This window comes from Amycolatopsis azurea DSM 43854 (assembly GCF_001995215.1).
Lineage (GTDB): Bacteria > Actinomycetota > Actinomycetes > Mycobacteriales > Pseudonocardiaceae > Amycolatopsis > Amycolatopsis azurea.
This window is the reverse complement of record NZ_MUXN01000032.1, coordinates 15,660-32,287: the sequence shown is the minus strand read 5'-3', so window position 1 is coordinate 32,287 and position 16,628 is coordinate 15,660. Positions and strand designations below refer to the sequence as shown.

Below are 16,628 nucleotides of genomic sequence, written 5' to 3'. Positions count from 1 at the left end.
ACCAGAGTGGTATCATCGACGCATGGCCATGACCTTGAGGTTGAACGACGAGCAGGAGCGCGCTCTCGCCCTGCTGGCGGAGGCCGACGGTGTGAGCAAGCACGAAGCCACGGTCCGCGCCATCACCGAGACCGCCGCGCGTCGCGTCCGTGACGATCGTGTCCGGGCGCTGTCCCACGACGGCAGGGAGCGTTACGCCGCTCTGCTCGACCGTCTCGCCCAGTGATCGAGTACCTCACCGTCGAAGACCTCTTGGCGCTCGCGGAGGACCTCCGTGTGCCCAAGATCCGTGATCTCGGGCTGCTCGATTCCGCCGCGCATCGCCCGCAGGCTTCCCTGATGGGCAGGGACGCGTATCCGACGCTGCACGAGAAGGCGGCGGTGCTGCTGGAGTCGGTCGTCCGCAACCATCCGCTCATCGACGGCAACAAGCGCCTCGCCTGGATGGCGACGTTCGTCTTCTACGGGCTCAACGGGCACGACCTCGACGCGCCGGAGGACGACGCGTACGACCTGGTGATCGCGATGTCCATCGGATCGCGCACCTACCAGGACGCCGCGGTCGAGTTGGCCGTGTGGGCGAAGCCGCTCGGGTAGCTGCGAGCCGCTAGCCGAGAAGGCCGAGCACGACGATCGTCAGCAGCGTGATGGCGGCGGCGAAGGTGGTCACCCAGGCGCGCTGGGCGGCGGTGATGGAGGCGTTGTTCACGGCGGCTCTCCGGGGCGAGAAGCGACAGGTCCGCCGGGAACAGCGCGTTGATCAGGCTCCGCGTTACCTGTGAAACGTGAGTGTGATCAAGCTCACTGATCGTGCTGATGATGCCGATCGCGCGCCGTGTACCAGAGCACTCCGGCAGCGGCCGCCACCATCGCGCCGAATGCGGAGAAACCCACCACGATCGCCTGCGTCATCATTCGTCCTTTTCTCTTCGGTCGTATCCGGGAGACGTCCGAGAAGCGGTGTCGTGGCGCGGTCGTTGCGGACGTCACACAGCGTCGAGTACCCCGTCGATCTGCGACGCAAGCGCGAAGTCCTTCTCCGTCAGCCCTCCGGCGGAGTGCGTGCTGAGCCGGAACGTCACAGTCCGCCAGCGGATGTCGATGTCGGGATGGTGGTCGGCCGCCTCCGCCAGTTCGGCCACCTTGTCCACCGCTTCGATGGCCTTCGGGAAGCTCGGCAGCTTCGCCGTCCGCTCGATCGTGACGCCGTCACGCGTCCAGCCGGAGAGTTTGGTCACGGCCTCGTCGGCCTGCTTGTCGTTCAAGATTTCCGCCATGACTCCATGGTGGTACGCCGTCGGCTACGCTGCACGTTTGCCACGGGTCCCCCCTTGAAAACAGCAGGAGGCTAGATGAAACGCGCCCTCCGCACGGTCGTTGCGGCAGGCACGGTGGCCGCCCTCGTCGCGGGCTGCTCGCTCTCCGGGAACACGGGGAACGACCCGCAGGCGCCGTCGACGGTCACCCTCGTCACCCACGACTCGTGGCTCGCCCCGCAGGAGGTCCTCGACGCGTTCGAGCGGCAGTCCGGGATCAAGATCTCCGTGCTCAAGCAGGGTGACGCGGGCGCGCTGACCAACAAACTGGTGCTGACCAAGGCGAACCCGATCGGGGACGTCGCGTACGGCATCGACTCGACGTTCGCCTCCCGCGCGCTCGCCGAGGGCGTTTTCGAGCAGTACACCAGCCCCGAAGCCGATCGCGGCCCGCAGCGGTACTCGGTCGACCCCGAGCACCGGCTCTCCGCCGTCGACCTCGGCGACGTCTGCGTCAACGTCGACAGCCGGTACTTCGTGGACAAGGGGATCCCGGAGCCGAAGTCGTTCGCGGACCTGACCGACGCCAAGTACAAGGACCTGATGGTCGCCGAGAGCCCCGCGACGTCGTCGCCGGGCCTGGCGTTCCTGCTCGGCACCGTCGCCCAGTTCGGCGAGCAGGGCTGGCAGGCGTACTGGACGCAGCTGAAGGCGAACGGTCTCAAGACGGTCAGTGGCTGGGAAGAGGCCTACACCAAGGAATTCTCCGGTTCTTCGGGCAAGGGCCCGCGTCCGATCGTCGTTTCCTACGCTTCGTCGCCCGCCGCCGAACTCGGTGACGACGGCAAGCCGCGGACGAAGGCACTGCTGGACACCTGTTACCGCCAGGTCGAGTACGCGGGCGTGCTCGCGGGCGGCAAGCAGGTCGAGAAGGCCCGCAAGGTCGTGGACTTCCTGCTGTCCCAGCAGTTCCAGGTGACCGTGGCGAGCAACATGTACGTGTACCCGGCCCGTCAGGGCGTCGAGCTCCCGCAGGGCTGGGCGCAGGCCGCACCGCTGCCGCAGCAGCCGAAGACGCTCGAACCGGCCAAGATCCAGGCCGGGCGCGAGCAGTGGATCGCCCAGTGGCGCACGCTACTCGAAGGCTGAGCACGCCGAGGCTGACTTTCCGAGGAGCCGGGCTGGCCGCACTCGCCGTGCTGCCGCTCGGTTTCCTCGTGCTCTTCTTCGCCTGGCCGGTCGCGGCGATCATCGGCCGGGGCTTCGGTTCCGGCGGCGTCGGCACGGCCATCGGCGACCCGCTGACCTGGAAGCTCGCGGGATTCACCGTGGCGAGCGCCGGGGTTTCGACGATCGTCGCGGTGCTCGCGGGCCTGCCGGTCGCGTTCCTGCTCGCGCGGGTGAAGCTGCCGGGGGTCTCGCTGGTCCGGACGCTCGTGCTGGTGCCGTTCGTGCTGCCCACCGTCGTGGTCGGCCTGGCGTTCCGCGCGCTCTGGCCCGACGGGGGACTGCTGCCGCTGGTACTGGCCAACGCCTTCTTCAATGTCGCCGTCGTCGCGCGCACGGTTTCCGGGCTGTGGAGTCATCTCGACCCGCGCACCGTGGACGCGGCGCGGGCACTCGGCGCGTCACCGTGGCGGGCCTTCCGTACGGTGACGCTGCCCGCGCTCGCGCCCGCCATCGCGTCGTCGGCGGCGGTGGTGTTCCTGTTCTGCGCCACCAGTTTCGGGGTCGTGCTCATTCTCGGCGGGGCGAAGTACCGCACCCTGGAGACCGAGATCTACCTGCGCACGGTCGAACTGCTCGACCTCTCCGGCGCGGCGGCGCTGTCCCTGGTGCAGTTCGCCGCTGTTGTCGCCGCGCTCGTCGTCGGGGCGTTCGCGAGGCGGCGCCGGGAAAACGCGGTACGCCTGCGTTCGGGCAGCGAGACCGCGAGGCGGCCGAGGGGCGGCGAGTGGTGGGCCGCGGGCGCCGGGCTCGCGGTGATCGCGCTCCTGATGACGCCGATCGTGGCGCTGCTCGTGGAGTCCGTGTCCACTTCGGACGGTTGGAGCCTCGCCGGGTACGAAGCGCTCGCGGGCCGGGGATCCCGTGGCGCGCTCCAGGTCTCGGGCTGGGACGCGGCGTCGATGTCGCTGCGGACGGCGTTCGACGCGACGACGCTCGCGATGATCATCGGCGTGCTGGCCTCGGTCGTGCTGGTCGCGTTGCGCCGCACGCCGGGCAGGCTCGCGCGGGGCATGGGCGAGACGATGGACGCGGCACTGATGCTCCCGCTGGGGGTGTCCGCGGTGACCGTCGGTTTCGGCTACCTCGTCACGCTCGACGCGCTGCCGGGCGACCTGCGGACGTCGCCGCTGCTGGTGCCGCTCGCGCAGGCGCTGGTGATCATCCCGCTGATCGTGCGGATGGTGCTGCCGGTGCTGCGGTCGGTCGACGTCCGGCTGCGGCAGGCCGCGTCGACCCTCGGCGCGAGCCCCGGCCGGGTGTGGCGGGAGATCGATCTCCCGCTGACGGCGCGTTCGCTGGTCGCGGCCGCCGGTTTCGGTTACGTGGTCGCGCTCGGCGAGTTCGGCGCGACGAGCTTCCTGGCCAGGCCGGACGCGCCGACGCTGCCGGTCGCCGTTGCGACGCTGATCTCGCGGCCGGGGGAGCTGAACAACCAGATGGCCTACGCGGCCTGCGCGCTGCTCATGATCGTGACCGTGGTGGCGGTGGTGCTGATCGACCGGTTCGGCGCGGTCCGCGGGCAGAATTCGGTAGGGGAGTTCTAGTGTCGCTGTCGGTACGGGATCTGACCGTCCACTATGGATCCTTCGCGGCGGTGAAGGACGCGCGGCTGGACATCGCCGACGGCGAGGTGCTGGCGCTGCTCGGCCCTTCCGGTTCGGGGAAGTCGACGCTGCTGCGGGCGATCACCGGACTGGAACCGCTGACTTCGGGCACCGTGCGGTGGGACGGCGAGGACCTGTCCGGCGTCCCGGTGCACCGGCGGGAGTTCGGGCTGGTCTTCCAGGACGGGCAACTGTTCCCGCACAAGGACGTCGCCTCGAACATCGCCTTCGGCCTGCGGATGCACGACGTCCCCCGCACCGAGCACGCCGAGCGGGTCCGGGCGCTGCTGGAGCTGGTCGGGCTGAGCGGCTACGAGCGGCGCAGGGTCACCGAGTTGTCCGGCGGGCAGGCGCAGCGGGTGGCGCTGGCCCGCGCGCTGGCGCCGGAACCGCGGTTGCTGCTGCTGGACGAGCCACTGTCCGGTTTGGACGCCGGACTGCGGGAACAGCTGGCGATCGACCTCGCGGCACTGCTGCGGCGCAGCAAGATCACCGCGCTCCTGGTCACGCACGACCAGGAGGAGGCGTTCACCCTCGCCGACCGGGTCGCCGTGCTCGACGACGGCGAGATCCGGCAGGAAGGCGCGGTGCGCCGCGTCTGGCGGCAGCCGGTGGACGAGGACGTGGCGCGGTTCCTCGGCGTGACCACGTTCGTCGACGGCGAGGCGTCCGGCGGCGTGGTGCGGACGCCGCTCGGCGAGGTCACGCTGCCCGACGTCGAGGACGGCGCGGTGCAGCTGGGACTGCGGCCGCACGGGCTGCGGGTGTCCCAGGACGGCGTCGAAGGCGAGGTCACCGCCGTGGTGCACCGGCGGGAACACGTCCGGCTCGTGGTGGCGCCCGGCGGCGATCTGGCTGGAGTGTCCACTGTGGACGCCGTCGCGCCGGTGACCGCCGATCTGCGCCCGGGGGACACCGTGCGGCTCGCACTGGACCCCGACGGCGTCGCCCAGCTCCGCGATTAGTCCTCTGAATGCGGTAGTCCGGTCCGAACCTTGCGGTTTACCCCAGGGTTCGCCGGGCTCGCCCGCCATACCGTCGTCACCATGCTCCTGAAGACGATCTTGTCCCTCGTTCTCGCCGTCGGTCCGGTCGCCGCACCGGCCACGCCGGACATCCCGGCCGCCGAACTGCACTCCCGGCTGGCCGCCCTCGCCGCCGGCCGCGACATCACGGCCGGGCTGATCCACGTCCGGAACGGCCGCGGCCAGTGGTCGGACGCGGTGGGCGTACGTGACCTGTCGTCCGGGGCGCCGGCCGCCGCCGACGGCCATTTCCGGATCGGCAGCGTCACCAAGACCTTCGCGGCCACGGTGCTCCTGCAGCTGGTCGACGAGCGACGGCTGGCACTCGACGATCCGATCGAGCGCCACCTGCCCGGTGTCGTGCCCGACGGCGGGCGCGTCACCGTCCGGCACGTCCTGCAGCACACCAGCGGCCTGCACGACTACATGAGCGAACCGGGCTACTCGACCAACCGCTGGCGGGCCGATGCCCGCTTCGACGACTACACGCCTTCGCAACTGCTGAAGGTGGCGTTCGCGAAAGGCCCGGACTTCGAGAACCCGGGCGAGTCCTGGCACTACTCGAACACCAACTACGTCGTGGCCGGCCTGCTGGTCGAGAAGCTGACCGGACATTCGTACGGCGAGGAGGTCTCGCGGCGAATCCTGCGTCCGCTCGACCTCAGGAACACCAGCGTGCCCGGCCACCGTCCCTCCCTGCCCGCCCCGCACGCCCGTGGCTACGAACCGCTGCCCACGACCCCCGCGACGATCGTGGACGCCACCGACATGGATCCGTCGCTGGACTGGGCGGCAGGCGAGATGATCTCCACCACGCGCGACCTGACCACGTTCGTCACCGCTCTGCTTCAGGGCAGGCTGACGAGCAAGCAGAGCCTCGCGGAGATGCGGCGGATGCGGGACGCGGTCCCGTTGTTCCGCTACGGCCTGGGTTTGCAGGAGTTCGCGATCCCCTGCGCGGACGGCCCCAAGCCGGTGTGGGGGCACACCGGACAGCTGATCGGCTATGTCACCGTCGCCTTCACCGACGGGAAGGGCAAGTCGCTGACCCTGTCCCTCAATCCGTACGAGCAGGACCCGCCCACCGAAGCCGTGGTCTCCATGGCGGCGGCGGTCTTCTGCCGCTGAAGGGGACTTTCCCCTCAGCTCACGCGACGAAGGGGCCCTTCACCGCGTCGCATGCGGTGAAGGGCCCCCTCGGCCCCCTGTCGAGCGAGTCAGCCGTCCCGTGTGGTCAGGCGCGAGTAAGCGGGACCCGCGTGCTCGGAGGCGGATCTCGCGTGCTTGGAGGCGTGACTCACGTGATTGAAGGCGGAACTCACGTGACTGGGCGCCGAACTCGGGTGTGCGGCGTCTGATCACGCGAGTTTCGCTTCCAAGCACGCGAGTTCGGTCTCTGATCACGCGAGTTCCGCCTTCGAGCACGTCACGCGAAACCGTCCGGCAGCAGGTCCTCGGAAACATCGGCTCTGGCCCGAGTCGCCACTCACGGCCGTGTCGGCCCAGGTCAGGGTCAGCCGTCTCGGGTGGTCAGGCGCGAGTAGGCGATCGAGAGCCCGATGACGATGTAGCAGGCGGCCCGCAGGGCGCCTTCGCCGAGCAGCGTGGTGTCCAGCGGATCCATCAGCACCGAGGCCGGCGCCATCGACCAGTCCTTGTTGAGCAGGAAGGGATGCAGCCACGAGACCGCGTCCAGGAAGCCCAGGATGGTGAACACGATCGTCCCGGCCAGCACCGAGGCGACCACCAGCATCGGATGCTCGGTGAACGACGAGATCGCGAGCGCGACCGCGCCGACCGCCCACAGCTGCAGCGTGATCCACAGGGCCACGATCAGGAGCCTGCCCAGCGCGTCCCACACGCTCAGCGTCGAGCCGGTGAGGGTGAACATCGAGTCGGTGCCGCTGATGATCAGCCCGGTGACGAACCCGGTGAACGTCATGGCCAGCACCGCGAGCACCGACACCGTCGCGACGCCGAACGCCTTGATCGCGAGCAGCTTGCCCCGCCCGACCGGCGCGATCAGCCAGCCCCGCAGGGTGCCGTGCGCGGCCTCGCCGGCGATCGCGTCCGCCCCGGCCATCGCCGAAGCGAGCGGCAGGAGCAGTGCCAGCGTCATGGTCAGCGCCGCGACCGGCAGGATGAACCCGTTGTTCATCGCGGACGCCAGTAGCGCGCCGTCTCCTCCGCCGCCACCGCCGTTCGCCTCCGCCGGGTCGACCAGCGTCAGCGCGACCCCGATCACGATCGGGATCAGCGCGAGCAGCCCCAGCACGGCCAGCGTGCGGGGCCGCCGGAAGATCCAGCGCAGTTCGGCGCGGTACAACCGGAGCAGGCCGACACTGTCCTGGCCGGTCCGTGCCGCGGGTGCCGCGGCCAGAGCGTGGGTCACGACTCCCCCTCACCGTCTACAGTGGACTCCGGCTGGGTCAGCCGGGCGAACAGGTCCTCCAGCCCGGTCCGGGCCCGTGACGCCTCGTGCACGGCCACCCCGGCCGTCACCAGATGACGCAGCACGTCGGGGGCCTCGGCGGCGGTGAGGTCCACGCGGACGCCGTCCGGCGTGAGCCTGCTGCCGATCCTGTTCTCCCGCAAGGTCTCCACCGCGAGTTCGGCGTCCGGCGTCCGCACCAGCAGGGCCGCGTTCCCCGACTCCAGCAGTTCCGTGAGCTCGCCCTGGGCGATCACGTTCCCCGACTGGAGCACCGCGACGTGCGTGCAGGTCGCCTCGACCTCGGCCAGCAGATGCGACGACACCAGCACGGTGACGCCGTCCGCGTGCAGTTCGGCGATGATCCGGCGGATCTCCCTGGTACCGGCCGGATCGAGACCGTTGGTCGGCTCGTCGAGCACGATCATCCGCCGCGGCACGAGCAGCGCGCTCGCCAGCCCCATCCGCTGCTTCATGCCCAGCGAATACCCCTTGTAGCGCCGGGTCGCGGCGTCGCTCAGGCCGACGCGCTCGAGCGCGGCGTCGACCGCGCCCGGGATCCCGGCCGAGGCCAGCCTCGGTTCGGCCGCGGCCACGCGCAGCAGGTTCTCCCGCCCGGAGAGAAAAGGGTGGAAGCCCGGCCCTTCGACCAGCGCGCCGACGTCGGGCAGCGCGTGCGCCGCCTCGTCGGGCATCTTCTTGCCGAAGAGTTCGACCTCGCCCTCGGTGGGCCGCACGAGTCCGAGCAGCATCCGGATGGTCGTCGTCTTGCCCGAACCGTTGGGGCCGAGCATCCCCAGCACGGCGCCTTCGGGGACGTCGAGATCGACGTGGTCCACGGCCACCGTGCGGCCGTAGACCTTGCGCAGGCCCCTGGTGCGGGCCGCCATGGGTACCGCCGGAGCGGACGCCTCCAGGGAGGCGTCCGTCCCGGCTTCGAAAGTGGTGGTCACTTCGCGGCCAAAGCCTCGAAGAGGACCTGCTCCGGCACCGCGCCGACGGCGAAGCGGCCGTCGTCGGTCAGCACGCCGCTGCCGACCTTGGTGGTCACCAGCCAGCCGCTGCCCCAGGCACCGCTGACCGGCTTGGCGAACCGCGAAAGCATCGCCTTCGGGTCGACCTGGCGGCCTTCCTCGTCCTTCGCGCTACCGGCCTTGGCCAGCGCGTCGGCCGGGATCTTCCCGGTGATCGCGGTGTCCCAGCCGTCGCCGACGACCTTGACGTCGGACTTCGCCTGCTCGGCGAGTTCACGGTTCTTCGGGTCGACCTCGGCGGTCTTCTCGGTCACCTTCGCGCCCTTCGGCGGGGTGAACTCGAAGTTCGACGCGGGCTGGTCCGCGAAGGTGATCTCGCTGAAGGAGACCTCGAGCGCCGGGGAGGCGGTGCCGTTGGCCAGCACCGTCAGCCGCAGCGGCATCCGGGTCTGCTCGTCGATCGCGACGCGGATCTCGCGCAGCAGCGTCCGCTCGGTCGGCTTCGGGGTCAGCACCAGTTCGTACGCCGAACGGTTCGCCACCGAGGACGTCCCGTCGACGGCGATCGTGCTGCTCTCGCGCACCTTGCCGAGCAGCTCCGACGCGACGGTGGCCGGGTCGACGGCCTGGCCCTCGGTCTTGTTCTGGTGCTCCTTGGCCAGGTCGTCCGGGATGGTGACCTTGGTCGCGGAGTTGTCCTTGGAGTCGTACTCCCAGACGGTCTGGCCGTTGCGGACGATGGTGTGCTGGCTGGAGCCCTCGGTGAGCGACACCTTGCTCTTGCCCGCGCCGTCGGTGGAGATCTGCGCCGAGTCGACGTTGAGCGCGGCCGCGCCGGGCAGCGTGCTGCCGATCTGCGGCAGGCCGAGGTCGTTGTCGACCTTGACCTTCCCCTCGAACGCCGCCGGCTTCGCGTTGAGCGTGGACTGAACCAGCTCCTCGGCGCTGATCTGCGGCAGCACCGGGGCGTCACCCGCGCTGGCGGGCATCGCGACGACGGCGAGCCCGCCGACGCCCAGTGCCGTCCCCACCACCGCCGCGGTGATGGCCTTCCTCTTCGGATCCATGCTGTCTCTCCCTGTTTCCCCGAACCCCAGTGTGCTCGGGTCTTGGCGACAACGCTTCCCCGGAAACGCTGAGATACCACTCAGACTCCGCCGCCTGAGCTGAGATGGCGCTGAGAGCTCGCGCGTGAGCTGGTGAAAGCGTGAATGATGAGGGACGTGAAACCTCGAGTACTGGTGGTCGACGACGAGCCCGGCGTCCGCAAGGCGTTGCAGCGGGGGCTGCGCGCCGAGGACATGGACGTGGTCACGGCGGCCGACGGGCCCAGCGGCCTGCGGCTCGCGCAGACGGGTTCGTTCGACGTCGTCCTGCTCGACATCATGCTTCCGGGTCTCTCCGGCTACCGCGTGCTCGAACGGCTGCGGGCCCTCGGCGTCACCACGCCGGTGCTGATGATCTCGGCGAAGGACGGCGAGGTCGACCAGGCGGACGGTCTCGACCTCGGCGCCGACGGCTACCTCGTGAAGCCGTTCTCGTTCGTCGTCCTGGTCGCGCAGGTGCGCGCGGTGCTCCGGCGGGCGTCGCCGGACGCGATCCGCGGGCCGCTGCGGATCGGCGCGCTCGAAGTCGACCGGAGCCTGCGCCAGGTCCGCTACGACGGCGTCGACGTGGCGTTCAGTCCCCGCGAGTTCGCGCTGCTGGAGGTGCTGGCCGGCCGCGCGGGCACGGTGGTCACCAAGGACGAGCTGCTGCGCGCCGTCTGGGGTGACGAACAGGCCGCGACCCGCAACGTCGTCGAGGTCTACGTCGGCTACGTGCGCCGCAAACTCGACGCGGTCGGTGCGGGCGCGCTGGTCCGGACCGTGCGCGGGCACGGCTACCTGGCCTCGGACCCGCAGCTCGACGAAGTGATCGCCCCGGCGGGACAGGGGTGATCGGCTCACCGTCGTGGTGGCGCCGCCGTTCGCTCCAGGTCCGGATCACCCTGCTCACGGCCGCGGTCACGCTCGGCTTCCTGCTCGGCCTGGCGGCGGTCGCCGGGGACAACCTCCAGCCGCTGCTCATCGGCTCGGTCGACGACGAACTCGGCGCCCAGCTGGAGATCGCGAAGGCCGACGTCGCCGCCGGGCGGCCACCGACGGCCTCGGCGGTCACCGTCCGCGTCCTCGACACCGGCGGAAGCCCGGTGGACGGCCTGCCCGCCGCGAACCTCGGCCCTGCTGAGGTCCGCGCGCTGAAGGCGGGCGAATCGGTCACGACCGGTGGCGAGCACAGCTGGCGCTGGGTGGGCACCGTGATCACCGCGCCGGACGGCCAGCAACGGCTGGTCGCCGCTGGAGCCGGTCTGGTCGGCTTCGCCACCGCCGTGCACTCCGGTGGGCTGTGGCTGTTCGTCGTCGCGTCGGTCGGCGCGGTGGGCGCCGGGATCGCGACGTGGCTGCTGGTCCGGTTCGCGCTGCGGCCGGTGTCGCGGATGCGCGGGTCGGTGCGGGCCCTCCCCCCGGGCGCGCGGCTGCCGCTGCCGGATTCGCACGACGAACTCCGCGCGCTCGCGGAGGAGTTCAACGCGCTGCTGGCCCGGCAGGAGGAGGGCGCCGACCGGCTGCGGCGGTTCACCGGGGACGCCGCGCACGAGCTCCGGTCACCGGTCGCGTCGATCCGGGTGCAGGCCGAGGTCGCCGTCACCAATCCCGATCCCGACCTCTCCCAGGAGACGCTCTCCGACATCCTGGAGGAGTCGGAACGGCTTTCCGCGCTGCTCGACGGGCTGCTGGCGCTGGCGAGGTCGGACGCGGGGGAGGTGCCGCCCGCGGAACCGGTCGAGCTGGTGAGCGAGGTGCGGGCCGCGGTCGCGCGGATGCCCGCCGACGCGCCGGAGGTCCGGGTGACCGGCACGGTCGGGACGGCGTGGGCGCTGGCCACGCACGCCGAGGTCGAACTGGTGCTGAGCAATCTGCTGCGCAACGCCTGCCGGTACGCGCGCGGCGAGATCGTGGTGTCGGTGCTCGCGTCGCGGTCTTCGGTGCGGGTGGTGGTCGACGACGACGGGCCGGGTATCGCGCCGGAGCACCGGGAACGGGTCTTCGACCGCTTCTACCGCGTTTCCGATTCGCGGGCGCGGTCCTCCGGCGGTACCGGGCTGGGACTGGCGATGGTCGCGGAGGCCGTCCGGCGGCGCGGGGGCCGGGTCCGCGTCGGTGAGTCACCCGACGGCGGGGCGCGCTTCCAGATCGTCTGGCAGGCGGCCCGGCCTGGTTAAGGTGGCGGCGTGGTGATCGTGGGCGCCGCCATCGTGCGGAACGGACGGCTGCTGGCGCAGCAGCGGGCTTGGCCCGCCGACCACGCCGGGCAATGGGAACTGCCGGGCGGGCGGGTCGAAGACGGCGAAAGCGACGAGGCCGCCTTGGCGCGTGAGTGCCTGGAGGAGCTGGACGTCGCCGTGACGGTCGGCGGCAGGGTCGGTGACGACGTCCCGCTGCCGAAGGGGAAGGTGCTGCGGATCTACGCCGCTTCGCTGGTCAGCGCGGGGGATGAGCCGCGGGCGGTGGAGCACGAGGACGTCCGGTGGATCTCCGCGCGCGACCTCGACGACCTCGACTGGCTCCCCGCCGACCGCGTCCTCCTCCCGGCCCTGCACACCCTGCTCGCAAGTCCGTGAAGGACTCCTTGAGGGACTCTGGGTCCCTCAAGGAGTCCTTCACGGAACTTCAACCGGCACCTCTTTCAACCAGCGCCGATGAGGCGAAGGGCGGACTGCAGCCGGTGCTCACCGCGTTCCGCCGCCCGGACGGCACCCGCCTTGCGGACCCGCTCCAGCTCGCCGGGATCGGCCAGCAGCGCCAGGGCACGCTCCCGGACCGGCCGCAGCTCCTCGATGAGCGCTTCGGCGACGGCCTCTTTGACCTGGCCGTAGGAGTCGAACTCCTCGGCGAGGTCTTCGGGCTTCTCCCTGGTGCACGCCGCGAGGATGTCGAGCAGGTTCGCCATCCCCGGCCGGGTTTCCGGCGCGTAGGCGGGCTTCGACCCGCCATCGGTCTTCGCGCGTCTGATCTTGCGCCTGACCTGGTCGGCCTCGTCGAGGATGAAGACGACGCCCGCCTCGTCCCGGGTCGACTTCGACATCTTCCGCGTCGGCTCGGCGAGGTCCATCACCCGCGCCCCGGCGGGCGGCAGCACCGCCTTCGGCATGGTGAACACGTCGCCGTAGGTGGAGTTGAACCGCTTGGCCAGCGTTCTCGCCAGTTCGACGTGCTGCCGCTGGTCCTCGCCGACCGGGACCTCGTCCGCGCCCTGGAGCAGGATGTCCGCCGCCATCAGCACCGGATAGGTCAGCAGGGAGAGCCGGACCCCGGCCTGGCCCTTCGACTTCTCCTTGAACTGGATCATCCTGGCGGCCTCGCCGTAGTTGCAGGTGCATTCGAGGACCCAGTTGAGGGCGCCCAGTTCGCGGGCTATATCGGATTGCACGAACACGCGGTCCGGCTCGATCCCGGCCGCGATCAGCACGGCCAGCTGTTCCGACGCCATCGAACGCAGCTTCGCCGGATTGTGCGAGTTCGTCATGGCGTGCAGGTCGGAGACGAAGTACAGGTCGTCCGGCCCGCCCTCGTCCGCCCAGCGCCGAATGGCCCCCAGGTGGTTCCCGACGTGGACGTGGCCGGACGGGGTGATCCCGGACAACCTGATCATCTGCCTTCTTCCTTCCGGATTCGGGCCGCCCCAGGGTCCGGGCACGAAAAGGCCGCCCGGTGGGGCGGCCTCGGTGGTGCGCTCGGCTGGTTCAGCGCAGGACTCGGGGGCCGCCGGAGGGCGGCCACCACTGGGCGTTCTGCGCGCGCATGCCCACCATCCTAACCACGTCCCCGCGAGTAGTCCTCCGGACGCGGTAGTTCGGCGTCGAACTTTCGCATCCAGAGGACGAAATGCGGGATGATTTCACTCATTCCGGGCACGGAGCGTCAACACTTCATATCGGCTGATCCAGTACGCCTGTCACATTGGAGATCCGGGTCTACCTTCATCTCATGTATGTCGTCCTGTTGACCTACACCGCCCCTATCGAAGAAATCGACTATGTGCTCCCGGATCACGCCGACTGGCTGACCAAGCAGTACGAGCACGGCAATTTCCTCGCCTCCGGCAGGCGCAACCCGCGCATCGGCGGCGTCATCATCACCAGGCCCATGGCCAGGGGAAAGCTGGACGCGATCCTCGCGACGGACCCCTTCTCGGTCAAGCACATGGCCGCCTACGAGGTGATCGAGTTCTCGCCGACCCGAACCGCGCCGGAACTGCGGTCGGTCAACGAGGCGGTGGTGCACTGACGATCATTGCCGACGGCGCGGTCAAGCCGCTTTCGCGATCTTCGTTTTCGCCTTTTTGAGGGCGAGAACGGGGCATTTCCCGCATCGCGACTTCGAGCGGCAGCATTTCTTCTTGACCTTGCCGGACTTCATCCATTTACGCACGAGCTTGTGCGGGTCGTCGGGTAGTTTCTTGCCCACTCGCGCTCCTTGCCGGACTGTGTCGGCGACGTACCCACGTTAGGTGAGGCTAACCGATCTTGGGGCGTGGGGCTGCTCACAGTTCGGCTACAGGTACGCTGGTGTGGTCCGCGTATGGCCAAAGTCGGCCGGTCGTGTCTCGAACGCGCGAGCGCGGGCACCACACCCGAACTTGAAACCTTTGGAGCTCTCGCGTGCCCGCAGCCAGCGCCACCGCAGTCGATGCCGGCCGCTCGTCCGGCAAGACCCGGCCCGACCTGCGCAACGTCGCCATCGTCGCCCACGTCGACCACGGCAAGACGACCCTCGTCGACGCCATGCTCCGACAGTCCGGCGCGTTCGAGGAACGCGCCGAACTCGTCGACCGCGTGATGGACTCCGGAGAGCTCGAGCGGGAAAAGGGCATCACCATCCTCGCGAAGAACACCTCCATCCATCGCGAGACCGAGAACGGCCCGGTGACGATCAACGTCATCGACACCCCCGGCCACGCCGACTTCGGCGGCGAGGTCGAACGCGGCCTCGCCATGGTCGACGGCGTCGTCCTGCTGGTGGACGCCAGCGAGGGCCCGCTCCCGCAGACCCGGTTCGTGCTCCGCAAGACCCTCGAAGCCGGTCTGCCGGTGATCCTGGTCGTCAACAAGACCGACCGCCCCGACGCCCGGATCTCCGAGGTCGTCGAGGAGACCCACGACCTGCTGCTCGACCTGGCCGGTGACATCGAGGACGCCGACCTCGACGCGATCCTCGACCTCCCGGTCGTCTTCGCCTCCGCCCGGTCCGGCAAGGCGAGCCTCGAGCAGCCCGCGGACGGCGCCGTGCCCGAGAGCGAGAACCTCGACCCGCTGTTCGAGACCCTGCTGCGTCACGTGCCGCCGCCCTTCGCGGACAAGGAAGGCCCGCTGCGCGCGCTGGTCACCAACCTCGACGCGTCGAACTTCCTCGGCCGGATCGCGCTGATCCGCATCCACTCCGGCAACCTGCGCAAGGGCCAGACCGTGGCCTGGATGCGCGAGGACGGCAGCATCCAGAACGTCCGGATCTCCGAGCTGCTGGTCACCGAGGCGCTCACCCGCGTCCCGGCGACCGAGGCCAGCGCGGGCGAACTGGTCGCCATCGCCGGCATCCCGGACATCACCATCGGCGACACCCTCGCCGACGTCGAAAACCCGGAGGCGCTGCCCCGGATCGCCGTCGACGAACCCGCCATCTCGATGACCATCGGTGTCAACACCTCGCCGCTGGCCGGCCGCAGCGGTGGCGACAAGGTCACCGCCCGCCTGGTCAAGGCCCGGCTGGACCAGGAGCTGATCGGTAACGTCAGCATCAAGGTGCTGCCGACCGAGCGCCCCGACACCTGGGAGGTCCAGGGCCGTGGCGAGCTGGCGCTGGCGATCCTCGTCGAGCAGATGCGCCGTGAGGGCTTCGAGCTGACCGTCGGCAAGCCGCAGGTGGTCACCAAGATGATCGACGGCAAGCTGCACGAGCCGTTCGAGCGCCTGTCGATCGACGCCCCGGAGGAGCACCTCGGCGGCATCACGCAGCTGCTGGCCGCCCGCAAGGGCCGCATGGAGCACATGGGCGGGCACGGCTCCGGCCGGATCAAGCTCGACTACGTCCTCCCGGCGCGTGGCCTGATCGGCTTCCGCACCGACTTCCTCACCGAGACCCGCGGCACCGGTATCGCGAACCACGTGTTCGAGGGGTACTTCCCGTGGGCGGGCGAGATCCGCACCCGCCACTCCGGTTCCCTGGTCGCCGACCGCTCGGGCCCCATCACCGCGTACGCGATGATCCAGCTCGCCGACCGCGGCACCTTCTTCGTGGAGCCGGGCGCCGAGGTGTACGAGGGCATGGTCGTCGGTGAGAACCCGCGTGCCGAGGACCTCGACATCAACATCACGAAAGAGAAGAAGCTGACCAACATGCGTCAGTCCTCCGCCGACGTGATGGAGACGCTGGCCCGCCCGCGCAAGATGGGCCTGGAAGAGGCGCTGGAGTTCTGCTCCGTCGACGAGTGCGTCGAGGTCGCCCCCGACGTCGTCCGGATCCGCAAGGTCACGCTGGACGTCAACCAGCGCGCCAAGGAGCGCAACAAGATGAAGAACCGCGGCTGATCCGCTCAACGCAACGCCGAAGGGCGTCTGCTCACTCACTGTGAGTAGGCGCCCTTCGGCGTTTTCGGCGGCAAAAGCGATCACGCACCGTATTCGATCGGGTGTTCCTCGTGAGAACAAGTCCTTTCCCGACAATTCCGCCGGGAAAGCGATCTCCATTTTGGACGGTGTTCACAGCGCCGGAACGCACTTCGCGGCACGGCGAGAAGTGCGGTGCGCCGAGAACGCGGATCAGGCGCGGCGCGAAACAAAAGATCCTAAATGCGTCCGGACGGTACTCGCGAGCACATCGTTTACTTCGATCAATCGTCCGGTGGCGAACATTCCGGCGGGCCGTTCCGGAATGTTCCGGGTCGCGGAACCCATTGCCGATCGAGCCCGTTTGGGCGGGTCCCGAAAAGTGTCGGCCGGGCAGGAACCCCGGCGGCCTCCCGGACGTCCACCGGAGGAGGGCGGTATCCGGTCGGGCGACGGCCGGGCC

The 16,628-nt window shown here is 69.9% G+C and carries 17 protein-coding genes; 11 read left to right on the top strand and 6 right to left on the bottom strand.

What is annotated here, in order from left to right:
- The first annotated feature begins 22 nt into the window (after positions 1–22).
- Complete coding sequence (locus B0293_RS39815; protein WP_005157307.1) at positions 23–226, top strand: hypothetical protein; 204 nt, start codon at positions 23–25, stop codon at positions 224–226.
- Complete coding sequence (locus B0293_RS39810; protein WP_005157306.1) at positions 223–597, top strand: type II toxin-antitoxin system death-on-curing family toxin; 375 nt, start codon at positions 223–225, stop codon at positions 595–597. The genes B0293_RS39815 and B0293_RS39810 overlap by 4 nt, the downstream gene beginning before the upstream one ends.
- Positions 598–986: 389 nt before the next feature.
- On the opposite strand, the gene B0293_RS39805 is transcribed toward B0293_RS39810, so the two are convergent.
- Positions 987–1,277 carry a 4a-hydroxytetrahydrobiopterin dehydratase gene (locus tag B0293_RS39805; protein WP_005157303.1) on the bottom strand — a complete coding sequence of 97 codons (291 nt, stop codon included), beginning with the start codon at positions 1,275–1,277 and terminating at the stop codon, positions 987–989.
- A gap of 75 nt (positions 1,278–1,352) precedes the next feature.
- Here B0293_RS39805 and B0293_RS39800 point away from each other — a divergent pair, with 75 nt between their 5' ends.
- The 4 genes from B0293_RS39800 (at position 1,353) to B0293_RS39785 (ending at position 6,243) form a co-directional block, all read left to right on the top strand.
- Entirely contained in the window at positions 1,353–2,405 is a 1,053-nt protein-coding gene (locus tag B0293_RS39800) for a thiamine ABC transporter substrate-binding protein (protein ID WP_005157302.1), read from the top strand.
- 47 nt (positions 2,406–2,452) lie between these two features.
- Complete coding sequence (locus B0293_RS39795) at positions 2,453–4,030, top strand: ABC transporter permease (protein ID WP_005157301.1); 1,578 nt, start codon at positions 2,453–2,455, stop codon at positions 4,028–4,030.
- The gene (locus tag B0293_RS39790; RefSeq protein WP_005157300.1) at positions 4,030–5,055 is read left to right on the top strand and encodes an ABC transporter ATP-binding protein; all 1,026 of its coding nucleotides are present in this window, start codon (positions 4,030–4,032) and stop codon (positions 5,053–5,055) included. The genes B0293_RS39795 and B0293_RS39790 overlap by 1 nt, the downstream gene beginning before the upstream one ends.
- An 81-nt stretch (positions 5,056–5,136) precedes the next feature.
- Positions 5,137–6,243, top strand: a complete 1,107-nt coding sequence (locus tag B0293_RS39785; RefSeq protein ID WP_005157299.1) for a serine hydrolase domain-containing protein — start codon at positions 5,137–5,139, stop codon at positions 6,241–6,243.
- A 385-nt stretch (positions 6,244–6,628) separates the two neighbouring features.
- Here B0293_RS39785 and B0293_RS39780 read toward each other — a convergent pair whose 3' ends face one another.
- The 3 genes from B0293_RS39780 to B0293_RS39770 are packed head-to-tail and all read right to left on the bottom strand — an operon-like array spanning position 6,629 to position 9,587.
- On the bottom strand, positions 6,629–7,507 hold the full coding sequence (locus B0293_RS39780) for an ABC transporter permease (protein WP_005157297.1): 879 nt from the start codon (positions 7,505–7,507) through the stop codon (positions 6,629–6,631).
- A complete protein-coding gene (locus B0293_RS39775) occupies positions 7,504–8,499 on the bottom strand; it encodes an ABC transporter ATP-binding protein (RefSeq protein ID WP_005157296.1) in 996 nt (331 codons plus the stop codon). Before B0293_RS39775 ends, B0293_RS39780 begins: the two co-directional genes overlap by 4 nt.
- Positions 8,496–9,587 carry a LolA family protein gene (locus tag B0293_RS39770; RefSeq protein WP_005157294.1) on the bottom strand — a complete coding sequence of 364 codons (1,092 nt, stop codon included), beginning with the start codon at positions 9,585–9,587 and terminating at the stop codon, positions 8,496–8,498. The genes B0293_RS39775 and B0293_RS39770 overlap by 4 nt, the downstream gene beginning before the upstream one ends.
- Before the next feature lie 144 nt (positions 9,588–9,731).
- Here B0293_RS39770 and B0293_RS39765 point away from each other — a divergent pair, with 144 nt between their 5' ends.
- From B0293_RS39765 to B0293_RS39755, 3 genes are read left to right on the top strand one after another with little or no spacing between them, the layout of a single operon-like run.
- Positions 9,732–10,460 carry a response regulator transcription factor gene (locus tag B0293_RS39765; protein ID WP_039917931.1) on the top strand — a complete coding sequence of 243 codons (729 nt, stop codon included), beginning with the start codon at positions 9,732–9,734 and terminating at the stop codon, positions 10,458–10,460.
- Positions 10,457–11,785 (top strand): ATP-binding protein, encoded by a 1,329-nt coding sequence (locus B0293_RS39760; RefSeq protein ID WP_005157292.1) that lies wholly within the window; start codon positions 10,457–10,459, stop codon positions 11,783–11,785. Before B0293_RS39765 ends, B0293_RS39760 begins: the two co-directional genes overlap by 4 nt.
- Before the next feature lie 9 nt (positions 11,786–11,794).
- Positions 11,795–12,184, top strand: coding sequence for a (deoxy)nucleoside triphosphate pyrophosphohydrolase (locus B0293_RS39755; RefSeq protein ID WP_005157288.1), 390 nt, complete (start codon positions 11,795–11,797; stop codon positions 12,182–12,184).
- Between the two features lie 65 nt (positions 12,185–12,249).
- Here the strand turns inward: B0293_RS39755 and trpS are convergent, their stop codons facing one another.
- On the bottom strand, positions 12,250–13,215 hold the full coding sequence (gene trpS / locus B0293_RS39750; protein ID WP_005157287.1) for a tryptophan--tRNA ligase: 966 nt from the start codon (positions 13,213–13,215) through the stop codon (positions 12,250–12,252).
- A 335-nt stretch (positions 13,216–13,550) separates the two neighbouring features.
- Between trpS and B0293_RS39745 the strand changes: the two genes are divergently transcribed.
- Positions 13,551–13,850, top strand: coding sequence for a YciI family protein (locus B0293_RS39745; RefSeq protein ID WP_005157286.1), 300 nt, complete (start codon positions 13,551–13,553; stop codon positions 13,848–13,850).
- A 21-nt stretch (positions 13,851–13,871) separates the two neighbouring features.
- On the opposite strand, the gene B0293_RS43840 is transcribed toward B0293_RS39745, so the two are convergent.
- Complete coding sequence (locus tag B0293_RS43840; protein WP_007028942.1) at positions 13,872–14,030, bottom strand: hypothetical protein; 159 nt, start codon at positions 14,028–14,030, stop codon at positions 13,872–13,874.
- Between the two features lie 194 nt (positions 14,031–14,224).
- On the opposite strand from B0293_RS43840, the gene typA reads away from it, so the two are divergent.
- Positions 14,225–16,147, top strand: a complete 1,923-nt coding sequence (typA, locus tag B0293_RS39740; protein ID WP_005157283.1) for a translational GTPase TypA — start codon at positions 14,225–14,227, stop codon at positions 16,145–16,147.
- Positions 16,148–16,628 lie beyond the last annotated feature (481 nt).

What these genes read in the sequence shown, in the direction of transcription:
- B0293_RS39770 (WP_005157294.1), bottom strand. Translation starts at nt 9,587, where the DNA reads ATGGATCCGAAGAGGAAGGCCATCACCGCGGCGGTGGTGGGGACGGCA.
- B0293_RS39800 (WP_005157302.1), top strand. Translation starts at nt 1,353, where the DNA reads ATGAAACGCGCCCTCCGCACGGTCGTTGCGGCAGGCACGGTGGCCGCC.
- B0293_RS39805 (WP_005157303.1), bottom strand. Translation starts at nt 1,277, where the DNA reads ATGGCGGAAATCTTGAACGACAAGCAGGCCGACGAGGCCGTGACCAAA.
- trpS (WP_005157287.1), bottom strand. Translation starts at nt 13,215, where the DNA reads ATGATCAGGTTGTCCGGGATCACCCCGTCCGGCCACGTCCACGTCGGG.
- B0293_RS39785 (WP_005157299.1), top strand. Translation starts at nt 5,137, where the DNA reads ATGCTCCTGAAGACGATCTTGTCCCTCGTTCTCGCCGTCGGTCCGGTC.
- B0293_RS39745 (WP_005157286.1), top strand. Translation starts at nt 13,551, where the DNA reads ATGTATGTCGTCCTGTTGACCTACACCGCCCCTATCGAAGAAATCGAC.
- B0293_RS39815 (WP_005157307.1), top strand. Translation starts at nt 23, where the DNA reads ATGGCCATGACCTTGAGGTTGAACGACGAGCAGGAGCGCGCTCTCGCC.
- B0293_RS39765 (WP_039917931.1), top strand. Translation starts at nt 9,732, where the DNA reads ATGATGAGGGACGTGAAACCTCGAGTACTGGTGGTCGACGACGAGCCC.